This is a genomic window from Pseudomonas sp. FP215, from assembly GCF_030687795.1.
Lineage (GTDB): Bacteria > Pseudomonadota > Gammaproteobacteria > Pseudomonadales > Pseudomonadaceae > Aquipseudomonas > Aquipseudomonas salmasensis.
In genome coordinates, this window is sequence record NZ_CP117447.1 from 5344703 (window position 1) to 5366769 (window position 22067).

The following is a 22067-nucleotide window of genomic DNA, read 5'->3' on the forward strand; positions in this document are numbered from 1 at the left end:
CGGATATGCCCACAGTGATCTCACCCGCCGATACGCCACAAAGCCCCGCCGAGATGCGCCGCACTGCCCTGTACCTGACGCTGTCGCAGGTGCCCGAAGGCTGCGTGGTCAGTTACGGCGAGCTGGCACACCTGGCGGGTTTGGGGCGTGCTGCCCGCTGGGTCGGGCGCACCCTGAGCCAGCTGCCGCAGGACACGCGATTGCCCTGGCATCGTGTGCTGGGTGCCGGTGGTCGGATAAGTCTGCCGGTGGGTAGTGCCTCGGGTGACGAACAACGTGCGCGTTTACGTAGCGAAGGCGTCACTATCCTGAACAATCGTGTTGATATTCAGCGTCATGGCTGGCGCCCGGTAGAGCACAGCGGTTAGAGTGCGCGCTTTGTTTCCGCAAATCTGAGGCAGACTCCAGCCCATGCCCCGTAAAACCTGGCGCGCCGCGCTCGCCGCCTATGCCAGCCCTTCGACGTTAGTGCTGTTGTTGCTCGGTTTCGCCGCCGGCATGCCTTACATGTTGGTGTTTTCGACGCTTTCAGTGTGGCTGCGTGAAGCCGGTGTGGCCCGCGAGACCATTGGCTATGCGAGCCTGATCGGCCTGGCCTACGCCTTCAAATGGGTCTGGTCGCCGCTGCTCGACCAATGGCGCCTGCCGTTGCTGGGTAAACTGGGGCGTCGTCGCTCCTGGCTGGTGCTGGCCCAATCGCTGGTGATCCTCGGATTGATCGGCATGGGTTTTTGTGACCCGCAAAAACACCTGTCCTGGTTGATCGCCATTGCGGTGATAGTCGCCTTCGCGTCGGCCACCCAAGACATCGCCGTGGATGCCTACCGCCTGGAAATCGCCGACGACAGCCGTCAGGCCGCCCTGGCGGCAAGCTACATGTCTGGCTATCGCATCGCCGCCCTGCTGGCCACAGCCGGTGCGCTGTTCTTTGCCGAAGGCTTCGGCTCCACCGGTTTCAACTATAAACACTCGGCCTGGACCGGCACCTATGTGCTGTTCGGCGTGTTGATGGTGCCGGCGCTGCTCACCACTTTGTTTATGCGTGAACCCGATGTGCCACTGCGCACCCAACTGCAGGCCGGGCGCTACAGCTTCGCGCACCAGTTGGTGTCGGTGTTTGTCCTGATCGTGCTGTTGGTCTCGGTGCCGGCGATGTTTACCCAGCTGTATAACACCGACTTTGCCAGCGTGCTGTTCCAGGGCGTGAGCCTGTGGGAACTGCTGATGGAAGACCGCGCCTTCCTGCGTGCCATCCTCTATATAACGCTCACTGCCCTGTGCCTTTCGGCCATGGGCCGCCGGGGCCTGGCGCCGGTGCTGACGCCAGTCAACGACTTTATCCTGCGCTACCGCTGGCAGGCGCTGCTGCTGCTCGGGCTGATTGCCACCTATCGCATGTCCGACACAGTGATGGGCGTCATGGCCAACGTGTTTTATATCGACCAGGGTTTCACCAAGGACCAGATCGCCGGGGTGAGCAAGATCTTCGGCCTGATCATGACCCTGCTCGGTGCCGGCATGGGCGGGCTGTTGATTGTGCGGTTCGGGATATTGCCGATCCTGCTCATCGGCGGCATAGCCTCGGCCGGCACCAACCTGCTGTTCGTGATGCTCGCCGACATGGGCCCCGACCTGCAGATGCTGATTGTCACCATCTCCCTGGACAACTTCAGTTCGGGCATGGCCACTTCAGCGTTCGTGGCTTACCTGTCGAGCCTCACCAACCTCAAGTTCTCCGCCACCCAATATGCGTTGCTCAGCTCGATCATGCTGTTGCTGCCACGCTTGATCGGCGGCTATTCAGGGGTGATGGTGGAGAAGTTCGGGTATCACAACTTCTTTATGATCACTTGCCTGATGGGTGTGCCGACGCTGTTCCTGATTGCGCTGCATTGGTTCCAGGAGAACCGGCGCGCCCGGCTGAATCCCCCTGAAGAAACGGACCCCTTGTAGGAGCGAGCTTGCTCGCGAAAAACGTCAACGATAAAGCGGGCTTCCTGAATGAACGCGGAGCCTGTGAGTTTTTCGCGAGCAAGCTCGCTCCTACAGGCATCAGGGCCAGTCACGCTACAGTCAGATCCCCCGCAACGTCACGCCTGTACTCCGGCGACAAGCGCCCGTACAATCCCAAGTCATTTCAAGTCCAAGCAACCGACAACGGCCTACCATGCGTACCAGTCAATATTTGCTCGCCACACAGAAAGAAACGCCTTCCGACGCGGTTGTGATCAGCCATCAGCTGATGCTGCGCGCCGGCATGATCCGCAAACTGGCCTCGGGCCTGTACACCTGGTTGCCCATGGGCTTGAAGGTGATGCGCAAGGTCGAAGCCATCGTTCGTGAAGAAATGAACGCTGCCGGCTCTCTGGAAGTGTTGATGCCGAGCACCCAACCGGCTGAGTTGTGGCAGGAATCCGGGCGCTGGGAAGAGTACGGCCCTGAGTTGCTGCGCTTTAAAGACCGTCATGGCCGCGATTTCTGCGCCGGCCCGACCCACGAAGAAGTCATCACCGACCTGATGCGCAACGAGTTGAGCAGCTATAAACAGTTGCCGCTGAACCTGTATCAGATCCAGACCAAGTTCCGTGATGAAATCCGCCCACGCTTCGGCTTGATGCGTGGCCGCGAATTCATCATGAAGGACGCGTATTCGTTCCACGCCGACCAGGCTTCCCTGCAAGCGACCTACGACCGCATGCACCAGGCCTACTGCAACGTGTTCACGCGCCTGGGCCTGAAGTTCCGCCCGGTTGAAGCGGACAACGGCTCCATCGGCGGTGCCGGCTCCCACGAATTCCACGTGCTGGCCGAGTCCGGCGAAGACGATATCGTGTTCAGCAACGGTTCCGACTACGCGGCGAACATCGAGAAGGCCGAAGCCATACCACGTGAAACCTCGCGCCCTGCTCCCACCGAGGAGCTGCGCCTGGTCGACACGCCAGACACCAAGACCATCGCGGCCCTGGTGGAGAAATTCAATCTGCCGATTGAAAAGACCATCAAGACCCTGATCGTGCGCGCCGAAGAAGAAGGCAAGCTGATCGCCCTGGTGATCCGTGGCGACCACGAGCTCAACGAAATCAAGGCCGCCAACCAGCCTGGCGTCGCCAGCCCGCTGGTCATGGCCACCGATGCCGAACTGCGCGACGCCATTGGCGCCGGTGCCGGCTCCCTGGGCCCGCTGAACCTGCCGCTGCCGATCATCATCGACCGCTCGGTGGAGCTGATGAGCGACTTCGGTATCGGCGCCAACATCGACGACAAGCACTACTTCGGCGTGAACTGGGAGCGCGACCTGCCGGTTCCGACCGTGGCCGACCTGCGCAACGTCGTGGCCGGCGACCCGAGCCCGGATGGCAAGGGCACCCTGGAGATCAAGCGCGGCATCGAAGTCGGGCACATCTTCCAGCTGGGCAACAAGTACAGCAAGGCGATGAAGTGCGAAGTGCTGGGTGAGAACGGCAAGCCGATCACCCTGGACATGGGCTGCTACGGCATCGGCGTATCCCGCGTGGTTGCCGCTGCCATCGAGCAGAACAACGACGAGAAAGGCATCATCTGGAGTGACACCCTGGCGCCGTTCCAGGTGGCCCTGGTGCCGTTGCGCTATGAAACCGAGCAAGTACGCGAAGCCACCGACAAACTGTACGCGGAACTCACCGCTGCCGGTTTTGAAGTGCTGCTCGATGACCGGGACAAGAAAACCAGCCCGGGCATCAAGTTCGCCGACATGGAACTGATTGGCATCCCGCACCGGATCGTGGTCAGTGACCGCGGCCTGGCTGATGGCAATCTGGAATACAAGAGCCGGACCGAAGCCGAAGCCCAACCGTTGCCGGTGGCTGACGTGCTGTCTTTCCTCCAGGCGCGTATTCGTCGCTGAAAACCAGATCAAGAGAAGTCATGTTCAAGCGAAACACCAGAGCCCTGGGGGGCGCCGCCTTGTGCGGCGCCCTGCTGGTCAGCGGCTGCGCCAATCAGATGTCGCAACGCAGCGAACACGAGGAGCGGGTCGAGCGTAAGTTGCTCGACCACAGCCTGCAGATCGATGTAGGCGAGCCTAAAGTGCTGGAGCTGCCGCAACGCCGGGTTCGCATTCATGAGCAGAAGACCTTCGAGGTCACCGAATTCGAAGTCACCCGTCGTTATGACCGCTACACGCCCTACCAACCCTGGCGCAAACTCTATGAGATACCGCTGGGTGCCGCGGCGCTGGTGGCGGGCGTGGGTGCCAACGTGGTGAATATCTTCGCCCTCGGCAACCTGCCCACGAGTGTGACCCATGACTGGTTGAGCTACGGCGTGGACGGCATCAACCCGTTCATGAACGTGCAATCCCACGGCCGTGCGCAACAGAACCTGGCGGCTATCGATGAAGTCCAGCGTGACAAACGCCTGGAGTATTCGAGCCTGCCCTGGAGCGAGCGCCCGGTACAAGTCACCGCCGGCAAGCAGACCCACGAACTGACCACCGACCGCAACGGCATCCTGCGCCTGAACCTGTTGGACAGCCCCTTTGCCGAGCAAGACCTGAACCGCGTCACCACTTTGAAGATCAGTGTGGAGGATGGCCAGGACGACGTGCATACCGACTCGACCCTGGCGGTCAGCAACACGCTGCGCAGCAAGCTGCTCGAAGCCCACGCCCTGATCTACGACGATCTGGAAGATGACGAAGTGAACCAGTGGGTGCACCGAGTCAAACGCCTGTCGGAGCTGGGGCTGGAAGAAGAAGCCAGCGAGCTGGAACAAAGCCTGATCGAACTGACGCGCAATGACCCGGAGTTGCAGCAGGAGTTTGTGCAGGCGCTGACCAAGGATGCGGGGCGGTTGGTGGCAGACCCTGGCGCACGCTGATCGCTCAATGCTTGTGAAGATCAAACTGTGGGAGCTGGCTTGCCTGCGATAGCCATAGGTATCTACACAAATCTGTAGCGCTCAACGGTAACCACGATGCGAAGCGAGCCGCTCTTGATCTGCTTTTGATCTTGATCTGAGGCGCCCCGTTAAACCACGCTGGCCGGAATTCGACAGGGATTTGGGGGGTAAACCGGCAGGGATGCCGGTTTAGCCGCCCCGCGCCATGGATGGCGCGTGGCGGCGGCCCCCCAAATCACTGGCGAATTACGGGCACACCGAGCCTAAGCGAGGTGCCGAGTGGTGGGGCAAGAGCGTTTTGCTTACTTTTGCGCTTTTCAAAAGTGAGCCGCCGTCAGGGCGGAACCCTAAGTGGCCGTTACCTAAATAATGGATATGTACCCGGTCCAACTGTGTTGACTGTCAGGCCGCCATCGCAGGCAAGCCAGCTCCCACATTTGTTTCGTGGTTTTTACCAGGAAAACTCGAGCTGTTCGTTGCCGCCGCTCAGGTCCAGCAACCGCACCCCTATCCCCAGCAACCGCACCGGCTTGCCCCCGCGATTGAACGCCTGGGTCATCAACTGCTCATAACTCTCCAGATCCCGCCCTGCCCCGGCCTGCTCCAGCGTCGTCTGGGTAAAGTCATGAAACTTCACTTTGACGAACGGCTTACCCGCCCGGTAGCTGCTGTCGATACGCGCCATGCGCCCGGCCAGGGTTTCCATCAGTTGCGGCAGTTTCGCCAGGCAACTTGAAAGGTCCGGCAGGTCCACGTCGAAGGTATTTTCCACACTGATGGATTGCCGCCGACTGTCGTTTTGCACCGCGCGGTCATCAATCCCACGGGCCAGGCTCCACAGGCGCTCGCCGAAACTGCCGAATTCGCGCACCAGTGCCAGTTTGTTCCAGTCACGCAATTGCAGGCAGTCTTCGATGCCCAGGCGCGCCAGCTTGTCAGCGGTGACCTTGCCCACGCCATGCAGCTTGCTGACACGCAGCTGCGAGACAAAGTCTTCGACCTGATCCGGCGTGATCACAAACAACCCATTGGGCTTCTTCCAGTCGCTGGCGATCTTGGCCAAAAACTTGTTGGGCGCCACGCCGGCAGACACGGTGATATGCAACTGGTTGGAAACACGGCGCCGAATGTCCTGGGCAATACGCGTGGCGCTGCCGCCAAAATGCGGGCTGTCAGATACGTCAAGGTAGGCCTCATCCAGCGACAACGGCTCGATCAAGTCGGTGTAGTCGCGAAAAATCAGCTGGATTTCTTTTGATGCTTCTTTATAGGCATCCATGCGCGGCTTGACGATGGTCAAGTCCGGGCACAGCTTCAAGGCATGACGTGACGACATCGCCGAACGCACCCCATACGCCCGCGCCTCGTAGTTGCAGGTGGCGATCACGCCGCGCCGATCTGCCGAGCCACCGACGGCCAAGGGCTTTTGCGCCAGGCTCGGGTCGTCGCGCATCTCGATGGCGGCGTAGAAGCAATCACAGTCGACGTGGATGATTTTGCGCTGCGTCATATAAACGGGGTGTTAACCAACGGGTGGCCAGTATCGCACTCACCCCTGTATATAGCACCAGTAGTTTGAATCTTCCGCCTGAGCGGTAGGAAATTTCGAAGATGAATATATTTTCTCAATCGAATCCAGCATCCCAATAGAGCTGAAAGCCTTGCCCTGCCTGGCTTCAAGCCCTCAAGAAGCTCCTCATCAAGCGCTAACCGATTGAAGCACAAGCGCTTTTCTTCAGTTTACGGGTTGACACACTCGCGCTCCTCTGTAGAATGCCGACACACAGACGCGGGATGGAGCAGTCTGGTAGCTCGTCGGGCTCATAACCCGAAGGTCGTCGGTTCAAATCCGGCTCCCGCAACCAAACATCAAAAAAGGCTACTCGAAAGAGTGGCCTTTTTTGTGCGCGCTTGTTTTCCCTTGCACAAAGCGCCCAACACCTTGATTTCAGAATAATTAGCGCTTATTTCAGCGATTGGCTCATTAACGGTTGACACCCTGCCGTTGGGCTGTAGAATGCCGCCCACAGACGCGGGATGGAGCAGTCTGGTAGCTCGTCGGGCTCATAACCCGAAGGTCGTCGGTTCAAATCCGGCTCCCGCAACCAAACATCAAAAAAGGCTACTCGAAAGAGTGGCCTTTTTTGTATCTGCCGAAAAAGTTCTTCTGAAACAATGGCATGGCATCTTTCATGAAACCGTAGACGGTTTGCAGAGTCCATCTCATTGAACGCTAGGCTCAATGCTCAAGCGCTACCCCTCTACGACCAATGGCCGCAGTCGCCGCGCCCGGTGATCCGCGTTAATATTTGTAATTATTTTGTCCATAGGGATTGGTAACTTGGCTGGATACCTCCATCCTGTCGCGCACAATCCACGAGGTGATTGATGCGCGCCAACTCGTCTGAACCACAAGACACCGTCACAGCAGAACAACCGATCACTCCCACCCGTTTGCGGTGGCTGGACCTGTTGAGCAAGTATCGCCAGCCCATCGGTCTGGCCGTGACGCTCCTGCTGTTTGCAATCGCCCTGATCGCCTGCCGACACCTGTTGCTGGAGCTGGACCTCTACGCCCTGCACGATTCGATCCTGGAAGTGCCCAAGCCCGCCCTGTTGGGTGCCTTTGCGGCAGCGGTTGCCGGCTTCATTATCCTGCTCGGCTATGAGTTCTCCGGCGCGCGGTATGCCGGCGTGCAATTGCCCGCCAAAACCCTGGCCCTGGGTGGCTTCACCGCCTTTGCCATCGGCAACGCCATTGGTTTGTCGATGCTCTCCGGCGGTTCGGTGCGCTACCGTTTATATGCACGCCATGGCATCGGCGCCTCGGAAGTGGCGCACATGACCGTATTCGCCAGCCTGGCCCTGGGCTGTGCCCTGCCGCCGCTGGCCGCGCTGGCCACGTTGAGCAACTTGCCGGCCGCTTCCACTTACCTGCATTTATCGCAAAGCCTGCTCGGTGGCATTGCCGGCGCCGTGCTGCTGTTGTCGGTGCTGCTGTGCATCGGCATCTATCGCCGCCGCCTGCCGGAGCAGCCCTACCCCGACAACCTGCTGGTCAAGGCCGGGCGCCGTACCCTGCGCCTGCCAGGCCGACGCCTGACGTTCCTGCAACTGATCATCACCGCACTGGACGTCGCCGCAGCCGCTACCGTGCTGTATCTGCTGTTGCCGGAAGCGCCGCCCTTCGGCCCGTTCCTGTTGGTGTACCTGCTGGCGCTGGCCGCTGGCGTGCTCAGCCATGTGCCGGGCGGTGTGGGTGTATTCGAAGCGATCCTGCTGGCGGCCTTTGCCGACAAACTCGGTGCCGCGCCCCTGGCTGCTGCCTTGTTGCTGTACCGCATGATCTACGTGGTGCTGCCACTGTTGATCGCCTGTGTATTCCTGCTGGTCAACGAGGCCCAGCGCCTGTTCCAGACCCAGCAAAGCCTGCGGGTGGCATCAGGGCTGGCAGCGCCAGTATTGGCCGTCCTGGTTTTTTTGTCCGGCGTGGTCCTGCTGTTTTCCGGCGCCACGCCAGAGATCGACTCACGCCTGGAAAACATCGGCTTCCTGATCCCCCATCGTCTGATTGACGCGTCGCACTTCGGTGCAAGCCTGATCGGCGTGTTGTGCCTGTTGCTCGCTCAGGGCCTGCGTCGGCGGTTGTCGGCGGCCTGGATGCTGACCATGGTGCTGCTGCTGGTCGGCGCCCTGCTCTCGCTGCTTAAAGGTTTCGACTGGGAAGAAGCCAGCCTGATGACCATGACCGCAGTGCTGCTGGCGATCTTCCGCCGCTCGTTCTACCGCGCCAGTCGCCTGACCGAGTTGCCGTTTTCGCCGCTGTACCTGGTGGCCAGTGTGTGTGTGCTCGGTGCCTCGATCTGGCTGCTGCTGTTTGCCTACCAGGACGTGCCCTACAGCCATCAACTCTGGTGGCAGTTCACCCTCGATGCCAACGCCCCGCGTGGCTTGCGTTCGCTGCTCGGCGCCGCCGTGTTGCTGGTGATCGTGTCGCTGACCTGGCTGCTGCGCACGGCACGCCCGGTCATCCACCTGCCGACCCCGGAAGAACTGGAGCGCGCCAGCAAGATCCTGATGGCCTCGTCCCAACCCGACGGCGGCCTGGCGCTCACTGGCGACAAGGCGCTGCTGTTTCACCCTAACGATGAAGCTTTCCTGATGTATGCCCGTCGCGGGCGCAGCCTGGTGGCGCTGTATGACCCCATCGGCCCAACCCAACCGCGCGCCGAGATGATCTGGCAGTTCCGCGACCTGTGCGACATCCACCACGCCCGCCCGGTGTTCTACCAGGTACGCGCCGAGAACCTGCCGTATTACATGGATATCGGCCTCACCGCGATCAAGCTGGGTGAAGAAGCCCGCGTCGACCTGAAACGCTTTGACCTGGAAGCCAAGGGCAAAGAAATGAAGGATTTGCGCTACACCTGGAACCGTGGCACCCGGGACGGCCTGTCCCTGGAGATCTGCGAACCAGGCAAGGCGCCGATGGATGAATTAAAAGTCATCTCCGATGCCTGGCTTACAGGTAAGAATGTGCGGGAAAAGGGCTTCTCCCTGGGCCGTTTCAGCGATGACTACCTCAAGCACTTTCGTATCGCGATCATTCGCTTCGAAGGGCGCCCGGTGGCCTTCGCCAATTTGCTCGAAACCTACAACCATGACCTGGCCAGCCTCGACCTGATGCGTGCCCACCCGGACGCGCCCAAATTGACCATGGAATTTATGATGGTGGGCCTGATTCAACATTATAAGAGCCACGACTACGCGCGCTTCAGCCTCGGCATGGTGCCGTTGTCGGGCTTGCAACCGCGCCGTGGCGCACCGCTGACCCAGCGCCTGGGCTCGATGGTGTTCCGCCGTGGCGAGCAACTGTATAACTTCCAAGGTTTGCGCCGCTTCAAAGACAAGTTCCAGCCCGACTGGGAACCCCGTTACATGGCCGTGCCCGCAGGACTGGATCCGCTGGTGGCATTGGCCGATACCGCCGCCCTGATCGCGGGCGGCTTGACTGGATTGGTGAAACGCTGATGATTCGACGCTCCTGGCGGTATGTATTGGCTTTAGTGGTGCTGCTTGCGCTGATCGCGGCGGGTGGCTTCTGGTACTGGAACCGCCCTGCCCCGCAGCCGACCCTGGAGCATTTGCCCCAGGCCGACGGTTCGGTAATGACCCGCGTAACCCCGGCCAGCAACGCAAAAGCCCGCGTGGCCGTGGCGGTGATGGCCGACGAAACCTTGACCGACAGCCAACTGATGGCCCTGAGCCAGGGCGGTGCTGCGCAACTGGTTCAGGTGGTGCTGCCCAAAGATGACTGCGCATTGCAGGAAAAAGCCCTGCAAGGCGCCCTGGCCCAGCTCAAAGGCCCGGCGACCCTGGTCAGCGGCATCGGCCCTGGCGCCGCACTCGCCTGGCGCTGGCTGGCCACCCAGAACGACGACAAGGCCAACGCCATCTCTGTGGGCTTTGCCCTGAAACAGGAAGGCTGCAACGACCCGCTGCCGAAAACCGCCGCCCATGGCAGTTGGCTGGTGGCGTGGAACGATAACCCCGACGATGAAAGCGCCAGTTTCGTACGCGACACACCGCGCGCCACCACCAGCATCAGCGACTACGACATTCATTACCCACAGGTGCTGAACAACGAACTGCGTAAGCAACTGGTCGGTTCGGACAACGGCGGCCTGGCGATTCCGGTGGTGGAAGTACCCGCCGGCCAAGCCAAGGACACCGTGACCCTGTTCCTCTCCGGTGACGGCGGCTGGCGCGACCTGGACCGCGACGTGGCGGGCGAGATGGCGAAGATCGGCTACCCGGTGGTGGGCATCGACACCCTGCGCTACTACTGGCAGCACAAAACGCCGGAGCAAAGCGCCAAGGACCTCACCGAGCTGATGCAACACTACCGGCAAAAGTGGGGCACCAAGCGCTTCGTGCTGACCGGTTACTCGTTCGGCGCCGACGTATTGCCGGCGATCTACAACCGTATGCCAGAGAACGAACAGCAACGGGTAGACGCGATCATCCTGCTGGCCTTCGCCCGCACCGGCAGCTTTGAAATCGAAGTGGAAGGCTGGCTGGGCAACGCCGGCAAAGAAGCCGCCACCGGCCCGGAAATGGCCAAGCTGCCGCCTGAGAAAGTCGTGTGCATCTACGGTGCCGAAGAAGTCGACGAGAGCGGCTGCACCGACAAGACCGCCGTGGGCGAAGCCATGAAGCTGCCGGGCGGGCATCACTTCGATGAGAACTACCCGGCGCTGGCCAAGCGTTTGGTGGAGATTATCGTCAAGCATCAGGCCAAAGCCGAGTAACTCAGGCTTAACCGAAGACCCAATGTGGGAGCGGGCTTGCCCGCGATAGCGCTGGCTCAGTCACAGTAGCGTTGACTGACACTCCGCCATCGCGGGCAAGCCCGCTCCCACATTGATCTGTAGTATTGGTGAAAACTAACGCGGTTCGATGTGCGCAATCATCAACTGCACCGTCTCATTGCCACGAAACTCATTCACATCCAGCTTGTAGGCCAATTCCACCCACCGCACGGTCGGGTTTGGCCATACTTCGCGGTCCACGCCAAAGGCAATGCCATCGAGCTTCACCGACCCGCATTCGCTCTTGAGCACCACTTTCAAATGCCGCTCGCCCACCACCCGCTGCTCCACCAACTGAAATACCCCGTGAAACAACGGCTCGGGAAAATGCTGCCCCCACGGGCCGGCATGGCGCAGGGCGCGGGCCAGTTCCAGGTGGAACTCTTCCACCGCCAGGGTACCGTCTGAAAGCAGGCGACCGGTGAGGTCTTCTTCGCGCAGTTGCCGACGCACTTCGGCATCAAAGGCCTCGGCGAACAACGGGAAGTTGGCTTCAGGCAAGGTCAGCCCCGCCGCCATGGCGTGGCCGCCGTATTTGGTGATCAGGTTGGGGTGCTGGCTGGCGACGACCGCCAGCGCATCGCGGATATGAAAGCCCTGCACCGAGCGTCCAGAGCCCTTGAGCAGGCCATCGCCGGCATCGGCGAAGGCGATGGTCGGGCGAAAGTACCGTTCCTTCATACGCGACGCCAGGATACCGATCACCCCTTGGTGCCACTCCGGGTCGAACAGGCATAAGCCGTACGGCATCGACTCCACCGGCAAGTCCTTGAGCTGGGCCAGGGCCTCGCGCTGCATGCCTTGTTCGATGGATTTACGGTCCTGGTTCATGCCGTCCAGTTGCGCGGCCATTTCCCGTGCGGCGGCGAAGTCGGTGGTGAGCAGGCATTCGATGCCCAGGCTCATGTCATCCAGGCGTCCGGCGGCATTCAGGCGCGGGCCGAGGATAAAACCCAGGTCGGTGGAGGTGATACGCGCATGATCACGCTTGGCCACTTCCAGAATCGCCTTGATCCCCGGCCGCGCCCGGCCGGCCCGAATACGCTCCAGGCCCTGGTGCACGAGGATGCGGTTGTTGGCGTCCAGCGGCACCACGTCAGCGACGCTGCCCAGGGCCACGAGGTCGAGCAGTTCACCGATATTCGGCTGGGGCTTGTTGTCGTACCAACCCAGGCTGCGCAACCGCGCACGCAGGGCCATCAACACGTAGAAGATCACGCCAACGCCAGCCAGGGCCTTGCTGGGGAACCCGCAGCCCGGCTGGTTCGGATTGACGATGGCGTCGGCGGCCGGCAGTTCATCGCCGGGCAAGTGGTGGTCGGTGACCAGCACCTGCAACCCCGCCGCCTTCGCCGCCGCCACGCCTTCGACACTGGAGATGCCGTTGTCCACGGTGATCAGCAACTGCGGCTCGCGCTGCAGGGCCACCGCAACGATTTCCGGGGTCAGGCCATAGCCGTATTCGAAGCGGTTGGGCACCAGGTAGTCGACATGGGCCGCGCCGAGCAAACGCAGGCCCAGGGTGCCCACGGTGCTCGCCGTGGCGCCATCTGCGTCAAAGTCACCCACGATCAGGATGCGCTGGCGCTGCTCCAGGGCCGTCACCAGCAAGTCCACCGCCGCGTCGATGCCCTTGAGCTGCTGATAGGGAATCAACCGCGCCAGGCTCTTGTCCAGCTCGGCTTCCGATTGCACCCCGCGTGCGGCGTAAAGGCGGGTCAACAACGGCGGCAGTTCACCGAGAAAAGGCAGGACGGCGGGCAAAGGGCGGGGATCGATACGCATACGGTGGTGATAACTTCTCTTTAATTGTAGGAGCGAGCTTGCTCGCGAAAATGGTTAACGATGACACATGTGCCTGGGTGATCGCGGTGCCCTGGAGTTTTTCGCGAGCAAGCTCGCTCCTACAGGGAGCCGGGCTCAGCCAAGGTTCAACCGCGTTCGCCGACCAGCCATTGCAGTTGCACTTCATGCTGGCCACGGTCGTCGGTTACAAAGATCGTGCCTTCGCTGATCATCACGTCCCACTTGATCACCCGCGGCATGTCCTTGGCCAGTGTCTCCAAGACTTCCTGGGGCACGGCAGCGATATGTACGTTTTTCAGGTTGTTGGCCACCGGCACTACCTTGCCTTCCCACACGCGCAGGCTGCCATAGGCCAGCAGGCTAGTGCGTTCGGTGCGGCGCGAGCACCATGTCAGGCGGTCGGCATCCGGCTGGCCGACTTCGATCCAGTGCAAAACCCGATCATCCAGGCTTTTTTCCCACAGGGCCGGTTCGTCCACATCCGACAGGCCACGCCCGAACGCCAATTGCTCGTTGTACCAGAGGGCGTAGGCCAGCAGGCGCACGGTCATGCGCTCCTCGGTTTCCGAAGGGTGGCGGGCGATGGTCTGTTTGACGCTCTCGTACACCGAGCGGTCGAGGTCGGTGAGGTTGAGTTCGAATTTGTAGGTCGTGGACGGCTGGGCCATGAACGGGCTTCTAAAGACAAGGAAAGGCGGCCAGTCTAACCGATGGCGAGGGCATTGAACGAATACTGCGCTGCATCCGCGCGGCTCGCCTATGTTAAAAAGCAGTACATCATCGTCCCGCGCTTGTAAGGATCCCCATGTCGCTCACTGCCAAACCACTTGCCGGCCTGAAAGTCATCGAACTGGGCACTCTGATCGCCGGCCCGTTTGCCTCACGCATCTGCGCCGAATTCGGCGCCGAGGTGATCAAGGTCGAATCCCCGGACGGCGGCGACCCACTGCGCAAATGGCGCAAGCTGTATGAAGGCACTTCGCTGTGGTGGTTCGTACAGGCCCGCAACAAGCAGTCGCTGACACTCAACCTCAAGCACCCTGAGGGGCTGGCGATTCTCAAGCAACTGTTGGCCGACGCCGACATCCTCATCGAAAACTTCCGCCCAGGCGTGCTGGAGAAACTCGGCCTGAGCTGGGAAACCCTGCACGCCCTCAACCCCAAGCTGGTGATGGTGCGCCTCTCGGGCTTCGGCCAGACCGGGCCGATGAAGGACCAGCCGGGGTTTGGCGCGGTGGGCGAGTCCATGGGCGGCTTGCGCTATATCACCGGCTTCGAGGACCGCCCGCCGGTGCGCACCGGTATTTCCATCGGCGACTCGATCGCCGCGTTGTGGGCGGTGATCGGCGCGCTGATGGCGCTGCGCCATCGCGAGGTCAACGGCGGCCTCGGCCAAGTGGTGGATGTGGCGCTGTATGAAGCCATCTTCGCCATGATGGAAAGCATGATTCCCGAGTTCGATGTGTTCGGGTTTATCCGTGAGCGCACCGGCAACATCATGCCCGGCATCACCCCCTCCTCGATCCACACCACCGCAGACGGCAAGCATGTGCAGATCGGCGCCAATGGCGATGCGATCTTCAAACGCTTCATGCAGGTGATCGGCCGTGACGACTTGGCGAACGACCCGGCACTGGCCAGCAATGACGGGCGTGACACTCGCCGCGACGAGCTCTACGGCGTGATTGATCGCTGGGTCAATTCGCTGTCGCTCGACCAGGTGATTGAGCAACTGAATAAAGCCGAGGTGCCCGCCAGCCGTATCTACAGCGCCGAAGACATGCTGGGCGACCCGCAATTCCTGGCCCGGGAAATGTTCCTCAAGGCGCAGTTGCCAGGCGGCAAAGACTTCAAGATGCCCGGCATCGTGCCCAAGCTGTCGGACACACCGGGCAGTTGCGAATGGGTTGGGCCGCAATTGGGTGAACACAACCGCGTGGTGCTCAATGCCCTGGGCTACGACGCGGCGGCTATCACTCGCCTGCGCGAGGATGGCGCGATCTGACAAATTGCAGGCAAAAAGAAACCCCGAGCAGTGGGGAGACAACTCGGGGTTAAACGTGGCCTACAAAGACCAGTACAGCAAGCTACAGACACCGGAGCACAATGCCTGCTCTTGCTGTTACAAACTCTGACTGAACACCTTGTAGGAAGGTTCCGAAGAAAAATAATGTTTCATGCCAGTGCGCCGCCACGGGTCTGGGAGGCGTTGCGCAAGGCAGCGATGACTGAAGGTTCCAGGCGCCCTTCGGCGATTTTCAGGTCGCGAAGCAGGCAATCCACCACATCCACCAGCGCGCGCTTGTCGCTCAATTGCGCACGATCGACTTCACGTTCAACCACGATGGCGCCACCGGGGTTCTTCACGGTTACCAGGCAGTCGTCGCGCATACCGGCAGAGGTCAGCGTAACCTGATAAGGGCTCAGTGCTTGGCTGAGCAATAGGTTGATACTTTCCATCTCGATCACCACTCAATCATTCGAAAAAGGTTCGAAAAACAAAAATGTCACGAAGAGGCTGACATTCAAGTGACCCGTGCTCAAAGCAGAAAGTTCTACCTTTTGTGTAATCCACTGCTTGAGGAAAACGAGCATGCACGGAAAAGATGACAGAGAAAAAACAACGGCGCACAGGCTAGAATCCCTGGATTATCCTGGGAGCCTGACTTGAGAGCTGCGTCTGAACCGCCTTTGCGTATCGTGATTGCCGACGATCACCCGATTTTCCTGATCGGCCTGCGCGCCGTGCTCGAACGGGACCCGCAGATCAGCATCGTCGGTGAGGCCAATTCCCCTCAGGCCCTCAGTGCAGTGTTGCAACACTGTGCCTGCGATGTGGTGGTGACCGACTTCATGATGCCCGTCGAGCCCCAGGCCGACGGGCTGCGCTTGATCGAGCAACTGCGCCGGCACTATCCGCACCTGCCCATTGTGGTGGTGACCATGCTCAACAATGCCGGCTTGTTTCATTCCATCCTGGCATTGGGTGTGATGGGTTTGCTGAGCAAGGCCAGCCTCGCCGATGAGCTGCCCCAGGCGATCCGCCAGGTGCGCCAGCAACGCACCTACGTGGCCCAGACCATCCGCCAGGCGCTGAGCCTGGCCGGGGAAGTCGGCGCTGATCGCCTGCATTCCCAGGAACACCTGTCACCCCGGGAGCTGGAGGTGATTCGCCTGTTGGCCAGTGGCATGACGGTGGGCGAGATCGCCGCGCACCTGCACCGTAGCAAGCAGACCGTCAGCGCGCAAAAAGTCAGCGCCATGCGCAAGCTCGGGCTGGTCAACGATGCCGCCCTGTTTATTTACGTGCAGGAACACGGGCTGGCCTAGCCTGGAACGCGATCCATTGCTTGAGCGCCTCGGCCTCCATCGGCCGGGCGATAAAGCAGCCTTGCAGCCACGCCGCGCCCAGTTCGCCCACGGCGTGATAGTCGGCGGCGGTTTCCACACCGGTGACCACCACGGCGACGTCCAGATGCGCCGCCATGCTCATGGCACCCGCCACCACCGCGGCCTTGCGATCATCATTGGCCATCCCACAGGCAAACGCCGGGGGGATTTTCAGTTCGGTAAAAGGTAGCTCCAGCAAATGCTGCAGGCTGGTGCCGCCCATGCCGAAGTCGCCGATGGATAACTGGCAACCCAACATGCGCAAGCGCAGCAACCCGGTGACATGGGCGCTGTCGGTTTTCAGCGTCGAGGTTTCCACCAGCTCCAGGGTCAGGCTATGGGCGGGCACGCCGTGCAGTTGCAGCAAACCTTGCAGTACTTGGGGGAAGTGCTCGCGCTCCAGCATGCGCCCGGGGATGTTCACCGCTACCGGCAGCACCTGGCCGCTTTCGCCCATCACCTGGTTCGCCAGGCCAAGCGCCTGCTCCAGCACATGCCAGGTAAACGCCTCTTCCATGCCGGCAAACTCCAGCACCGGCAGGAACTCGTCAGGCAGCAACAGCTCACCGTCCTGCAACTGCCAACGCGCCAGCGCCTCCACCCCTTGCAACACCCCGGCCTGACTGACGATGGGCTGGTACCAGACCCTGCCACACGCCGCGATAGTGGCCTGGCTGACATCCGCCGAGGGCGGCAGTTGTTCCTGCTCGCTCAAGCCCAACAGTTGGCGCACGCGCTCCCAGGACAGCACCGGTGGCCCCGGGCGCAAGTGCTCCTGACAGTCGCTCAGCACCTGCCCGATCAGCTTGGCCGAGGCCGGCTTGGGCAAGCACGCCAAGACCTTGAGCCCCAATTGCCGAGCCATGTTCGCCACGCCTTCCAGCACGTCGGGCTCGGCGTTGCTGAGCAGGATCAACACCTGGGCCAGACGGCGCTCGGCCAACTCACGGATCAACGCCAGGCCATCGCCCTGCTCCAGGTACAGATCGCAGATGGCGATGTCCACCGGGCCTTTGCTGTCCAGGGACTGACGTGCGGTTTCGACCGTTTCCGCGGCGCGTACATTGAACACGCCGTTGGCATTGAGCATCTGGTGCAGGGCCATCAGTTGAAACGGGTTGTCTTCGAGGATCAGGACGTTCAGGGATCGCATGGCTAAGGGTGTCGATACAGGGAAAGTCCTGCACAGTAGTCATATGCTGCGGTGTGCCACATAGGACGTGTCCTAAAAGCGTCCTTAAATGTGGGAGGGGCAGATCCCCTGTGGGAGCTGGCTTGCCTGCGAAGGCGGTGTGTGAGTCGCTACATCTGTTACTGCACTACCGCTATCGCAGCATAGGTATCTACACAACTTTGTGGGCTGTAGCAGCAGACGGTAACCACGATGCGAAGCGAGCCGCTCTTGATCTGCTCTTGATCTGCTTTTGATCTTGATCTTAAGCGCCCCGTGAAACCACGCTGGCCGGAATTCGACAGGGATTTGGGGGGTAAACCGGCAGGGATGCCGGTTTAGCCGCCCCGCGCCATGGATGGCGCGTGGCGGCGGCCCCCCAAATCACTGGCGGATTACGGGCACACCGAGCCTAAGCGAGGTGCCGAGTGGTGGGGCAAGAGCGTTTTGCTTACTTTTGCGCTTTTCAAAAGTGAGCCGCCGTCAGGGCGGAACCCTAAGTGGCCGTTACCTAAATAACGGATATATACCCGGTCCAACTGTGTTGACTGTCAGGCCGCCTTCGCGAGCAAGCCCGCTCCCACAGGTTGATCGCGGGGTGCCAGGTAGATGGATGTCAGCTATCCGGTCGTCATCGCAGGCAAGCCAGCTCCCACATTCAGATCTCGGCGCGTCAGTTAGATCAGCGTCGGCTGCAGGGCCGTCACGGGAGCCAGCTCCCACAGGGAATCTTCGTTGCCTTGAGCATCGCGCTCGCTTAGCTGACCGGCATTAGGGTGTCAGGCATCCAGATAGGGTTGCAGATCGCGACGAAACGCCTTGAGCACCTCGGACAAGCGCAACCAGGGTGCTTCAAGCTCGGCGCCGCGCTGCTCACGGGCGCACTGCTCAAGGGCGACGCAGGCCTTGGCGAGTGGCAGTGCATCCACCAGCGAGCAAATGCCCTTGAGCCGGTGCAGCGACGCATTCAAGCGTGCCACGTCGCGCTCGGCCAGGGCGCCCGCCAATACCTCGTGTTCGTGGTCCAGGCTCTTGGCCAGCTCCTGCAACATGCTCTGCAGCACCGGCCCGTCGGCCTGGGTCATGGTACGCAGGGCCTGGATATCGAACGAACGCTGGGGCGCCACACGGGCCAGCACTTGGGTCCAGTGTTCCAAGGTCACGGGCTTGACCAGCAGTTCGTCCATACCAGCGTCCTCGCAGCGGCGTTGTTCATCTTTCATGGCGTTGGCGGTGCAACCCACCAGCGCACTCCGGGGCCGCTGCTCCTCTGCTTCCAGGCGCCGGATCGCCGCACTCAGGGCATAACCGGACATGCCGGGCATCTGGCAATCGGTGACCAACACGTCAAAACGCTGCTCACGCCAGCGTTGCAGCGCGGCCTCGGCTGACTCCAGGGCGACCACCTGGTGACCGAGGAACTGCAACTGCTGCGCCAGCACCAGGCGGTTGGCCGCCAAATCGTCCACCACCAGCACCGACAGGCTACGCCCCGTCGATGACAACGTCGCGGCAGGCGTTGCCGGCACATCGTCGGTGCTGATCCGATCCAGGCGCAGGTCAATGCACACCACCGTCCCCTCGCCCACCACACTGTCGAGGTGAATGCTCCCGCCCATCAATTCCACCAGTTGCTTGCAGATACTCAGGCCCAGCCCGGTGCCGCCGTGCTGCGCAGCGGTCAAGGCGCTTACCTGGGTAAACGGCTTGAATACCCGCGGCTGTTGCTCGGCGCTGATGCCCGGACCGCTGTCCTTGACGCACAGGTGCAGGTATTCGGTATCGCGCTCATCCCGCTGGCAGGTCACGCTGAGGTGAACCCCGCCCCGCTCGGTGAATTTGAGCGCATTGCCCAACAGGTTGTGCATCACCTGGCGTAACCGCAGCGGGTCGAACCAGTAATAGCCCTGAGCAGCCGGATCAAACGCCAGGGTCAGATGCAGGCCCTTCTGTTGCGCAGTGGCTTCGAACAGACTCTGGATACCCTCGAAAAAACCCTTGAGTTCAGTGGTCTGTGGCGCCAGTTGCAGGTGGCCGGCCTCGATCTTGGCCAAGTCCAGGCTGTCGCCCATCAACGCAATCAGCTCGCGCGCCGAACGATGGGCCACTTGCAGCGCCTCGGAAACCGGCTGGCCGCTTGCCAGGCAACGCTCTTGCTCCAGTTCGAGCAAGCCAATGATGGCGGTCATGGGGGTGCGAATCTCATGGCTCAAGGCGGAGAGAAATGCACTTTTGGCGTAGTTCGCTTCATCGGCGGCCTGGCGGGCGTCCATCAACTGGCGCTCCAGGTCTTTGCGTTCGTTAATATCGATCCAGCCGCCCAACAACCCCTGCAAGCGGCCCTCGGCGTCGAAAAAGGGCACGGTCCACTGATAGACGTGATAAGTGCCGCCATTGAGCTCCAATTGCCGGTCGACAAACAACGGCTGCTGCGTGGTCAATTGCTCCATGTGCCCTTCGTGCAGGCGCGCCGCTGTGGCGTCGGGCACCACCTTGCTTTCCATCAGCGTCAGGCCCTGGATCAGCTCCAGCCGGGTCGCCAGTTGCTGTTCATAGCTTTTGTTGCAGGTTACCAGCCGCCCATCCAGGTCGCGGACGAACAGCGGGTTTGGCATACCGTCGAGCAATGCGCGCTTGAACGCCAGCTGGTCATTGAGCCGTTGCTCGGCCTCCAGCCGTTGGCGAATCTGGCGCTTGAGCCGGCTGTTCCACACAAACGACACCAACACAAACAGCAGCGCCGTGGCCATCGTCCAATAGGCCCAGGGCGGTACACGCTGCCAGACGGGCGGCGGGATCACCACGGCACCGATCCAACGCAGGCGCAGGGCACTCAACTCAGCCACCGGCAACGCCTCCAGGGCTTTGTTCAGAATGTTCAGCAATTCAGGCTGGTCCTTGCGCACCGACAGGCAGTTGGACGACCATTGGCCGTCGACACTGCGGCCCATACGCAAGCCTTCCTGCGCGTAACTCTGCACTTCCACTTCAGTCTGTAGGGTGGCGGCGGCCTCGCCCCGTCTTACCAGCTCACGGGCCTGGGTGTAATTGTCTACCAGGCGCAACTTGATGCGCGGATGGTCATGGCGAATCTGGCTCTCCATGACGTGGCGCGCCGGCAACGCCAGCACCTTGCCGTCCAACTGATTCAAGCCCATCAGGGGCGCGGCATCGGCACGTTCGATAAACACCCAGCCGGACCCGCCAAAATCATGGCTGAAGTTGAGCAGCGCACTGCGCTCCTGATTCACTGCCAGGGTGGTGTTCATCTGCGCCCGGCCGGTTTCCAGCCATTCCAGGGTTTGTGCGGTAGAACCCACCTCTTCATAGATAAACTGCAAACCGGTCATGCGCGAGATGCGATTCAACAGGTCGACATTCAAGCCAACCCAGTGGCCGTCCTTGTCCCTGAAGATATAAGGCGACATTTGCTGGGCCACCACCACGACATGGGGATGCTCGCGCACCCAGGCCCGTTCCGATGTCGACAACGCAATGCGCTCACCACTGATGCCGACGCCCAGACCGGTGGTCCAGCGTGCGAGGATTTCGCGCTGCACCGACTCGTCGAGGCTTGCCAGCGCGCGGTTCATCATGGCCCCCAGCAACGGATCGGCCTGGCGGGTGGCAAAGGCAAAACCGATGGGCGCCAGCCGGCTTTGCTCCTTGATCTGCAACCCCAGGTAAGGCCGCAGCGATTTATAGGCGCGCACGATCACTTCATTGCCGATAAACGCATCGACGTCGCCCTGCTTCAAGGCTTCGAGGCCGCTGTAGAGGTTGGGCGCGAGCATGATGTGGCTGTCCGGATACGCCGCGTGAACCTTCTGCACGTTGGCGTAGCCGTCGAGTAACACCAGCTTCTTGCCGGCCAGGTCGTCGCCTTGGGTATCATCGCGGCGCAGCACCACCACTGAACGGTCGGGCATGTAGTCCGGGGTGAACTGCAGGCCGGGCACATCTCGCTCGTAGCCATTGGCACTGGTGAGAATATCGATGGTGCCGTTGCGCAGCGCTTCAACCGCCTGGGCGCGCTCGGAGAAGCCCAGCACTTGCATGGGCACGCCCAGCCGCGCGCCGACCAGGCTCAAGTAATCGGCGCTGATGCCCTGGTAGCGATTGCGGTCGCGGGTGATGTCGATCGGCTGGTAGTCATCTATCGAAATGCCCACCTTCAACGTCCGATGCGCCGCCAACCACTGCTGCTCGGTCGGCGCCAGGGGCATAGGTTCAAGCGCGATAAACGCCGGCACCAGTTTGAACGGCAGGCTGACGGCGGCCAGGCTCATGGGTACCTGGGTGAGCCACAACAGGCACACCAGCTTCAACGTCCATTGGATCAACACCTGCACCGGTTGGGTTTCCTTGATTGGGCGAATGGGCAAGTATGGCTCGCCAGAATGAAAAAGCCCGTCACGAGGACGGGCTTGGCCGACTGCAAAAAAAGCTGA

Annotated in this window: 14 protein-coding genes and 2 tRNA genes; 10 read left to right on the forward strand and 6 right to left on the reverse strand. The window is 61.2% G+C overall.

All coding sequences use genetic code 11. The annotated features are described in order from the left end of the window. Window positions 1–5 precede the first annotated feature (5 nt). The 4 genes from PSH76_RS24215 to PSH76_RS24230 all read left to right on the forward strand — a co-directional run bounded on the left by PSH76_RS24215 (window position 6) and on the right by PSH76_RS24230 (window position 4857). Window positions 6–368, forward strand: a complete 363-nt coding sequence (locus PSH76_RS24215; protein WP_032895440.1) for an MGMT family protein — start codon at window positions 6–8, stop codon at window positions 366–368. A gap of 43 nt (window positions 369–411) precedes the next feature. Then, window positions 412–1953, forward strand: a complete 1542-nt coding sequence (locus PSH76_RS24220; RefSeq protein ID WP_278918430.1) for an AmpG family muropeptide MFS transporter — start codon at window positions 412–414, stop codon at window positions 1951–1953. 214 nt (window positions 1954–2167) lie between these two features. Then, window positions 2168–3883: a proline--tRNA ligase gene (locus PSH76_RS24225; protein WP_032895438.1), complete on the forward strand. Its 1716-nt coding sequence runs from the start codon at window positions 2168–2170 to the stop codon at window positions 3881–3883. Between the two features lie 20 nt (window positions 3884–3903). Further along, window positions 3904–4857, forward strand: a complete 954-nt coding sequence (locus tag PSH76_RS24230; RefSeq protein ID WP_138762255.1) for a hypothetical protein — start codon at window positions 3904–3906, stop codon at window positions 4855–4857. Between the two features lie 472 nt (window positions 4858–5329). Here PSH76_RS24230 and dinB read toward each other — a convergent pair whose 3' ends face one another. Then, a complete protein-coding gene (dinB, locus tag PSH76_RS24235) occupies window positions 5330–6388 on the reverse strand; it encodes a DNA polymerase IV (protein WP_305493031.1) in 1059 nt (352 codons plus the stop codon). Window positions 6389–6666: 278 nt separating this feature from the next. On the opposite strand from dinB, the gene PSH76_RS24240 reads away from it, so the two are divergent. From PSH76_RS24240 to PSH76_RS24255, 4 genes are all read left to right on the forward strand, one after another. Next, a tRNA-Met gene (locus tag PSH76_RS24240) sits at window positions 6667–6743 on the forward strand. Between the two features lie 166 nt (window positions 6744–6909). Continuing rightward, window positions 6910–6986 (forward strand) — tRNA-Met (locus PSH76_RS24245). 280 nt (window positions 6987–7266) lie between these two features. Beyond that, complete coding sequence (gene mprF, locus PSH76_RS24250; RefSeq protein ID WP_003193949.1) at window positions 7267–9909, forward strand: bifunctional lysylphosphatidylglycerol flippase/synthetase MprF; 2643 nt, start codon at window positions 7267–7269, stop codon at window positions 9907–9909. Next, window positions 9909–11189: a virulence factor family protein gene (locus PSH76_RS24255; protein ID WP_032895437.1), complete on the forward strand. Its 1281-nt coding sequence runs from the start codon at window positions 9909–9911 to the stop codon at window positions 11187–11189. Before mprF ends, PSH76_RS24255 begins: the two co-directional genes overlap by 1 nt. 135 nt (window positions 11190–11324) lie before the next feature. Here PSH76_RS24255 and recJ read toward each other — a convergent pair whose 3' ends face one another. Then, the gene (gene recJ / locus PSH76_RS24260) at window positions 11325–13034 is read right to left on the reverse strand and encodes a single-stranded-DNA-specific exonuclease RecJ (protein ID WP_003193951.1); all 1710 of its coding nucleotides are present in this window, start codon (window positions 13032–13034) and stop codon (window positions 11325–11327) included. A 146-nt stretch (window positions 13035–13180) separates the two neighbouring features. Next, the gene (locus PSH76_RS24265) at window positions 13181–13723 is read right to left on the reverse strand and encodes a YaeQ family protein (protein ID WP_003193952.1); all 543 of its coding nucleotides are present in this window, start codon (window positions 13721–13723) and stop codon (window positions 13181–13183) included. 137 nt (window positions 13724–13860) lie between these two features. Here PSH76_RS24265 and PSH76_RS24270 point away from each other — a divergent pair, with 137 nt between their 5' ends. After that, window positions 13861–15060, forward strand: a complete 1200-nt coding sequence (locus PSH76_RS24270) for a CaiB/BaiF CoA-transferase family protein (RefSeq protein WP_305493032.1) — start codon at window positions 13861–13863, stop codon at window positions 15058–15060. A gap of 170 nt (window positions 15061–15230) precedes the next feature. Here the strand turns inward: PSH76_RS24270 and PSH76_RS24275 are convergent, their stop codons facing one another. Then, window positions 15231–15515 (reverse strand): DUF3509 domain-containing protein, encoded by a 285-nt coding sequence (locus PSH76_RS24275; protein ID WP_020301357.1) that lies wholly within the window; start codon window positions 15513–15515, stop codon window positions 15231–15233. Window positions 15516–15722: 207 nt separating this feature from the next. On the opposite strand from PSH76_RS24275, the gene PSH76_RS24280 reads away from it, so the two are divergent. Further along, window positions 15723–16385: a response regulator transcription factor gene (locus PSH76_RS24280; protein WP_047711699.1), complete on the forward strand. Its 663-nt coding sequence runs from the start codon at window positions 15723–15725 to the stop codon at window positions 16383–16385. On the opposite strand, the gene PSH76_RS24285 is transcribed toward PSH76_RS24280, so the two are convergent. Both PSH76_RS24285 and PSH76_RS24290 read right to left on the reverse strand, forming a co-directional pair. Beyond that, the gene (locus tag PSH76_RS24285; RefSeq protein ID WP_305493033.1) at window positions 16354–17598 is read right to left on the reverse strand and encodes an EAL domain-containing protein; all 1245 of its coding nucleotides are present in this window, start codon (window positions 17596–17598) and stop codon (window positions 16354–16356) included. The genes PSH76_RS24280 and PSH76_RS24285 overlap by 32 nt on opposite strands. 797 nt (window positions 17599–18395) lie before the next feature. Beyond that, window positions 18396–21968, reverse strand: a complete 3573-nt coding sequence (locus PSH76_RS24290; protein ID WP_305494489.1) for a transporter substrate-binding domain-containing protein — start codon at window positions 21966–21968, stop codon at window positions 18396–18398. Window positions 21969–22067: the final 99 nt, after the last annotated feature.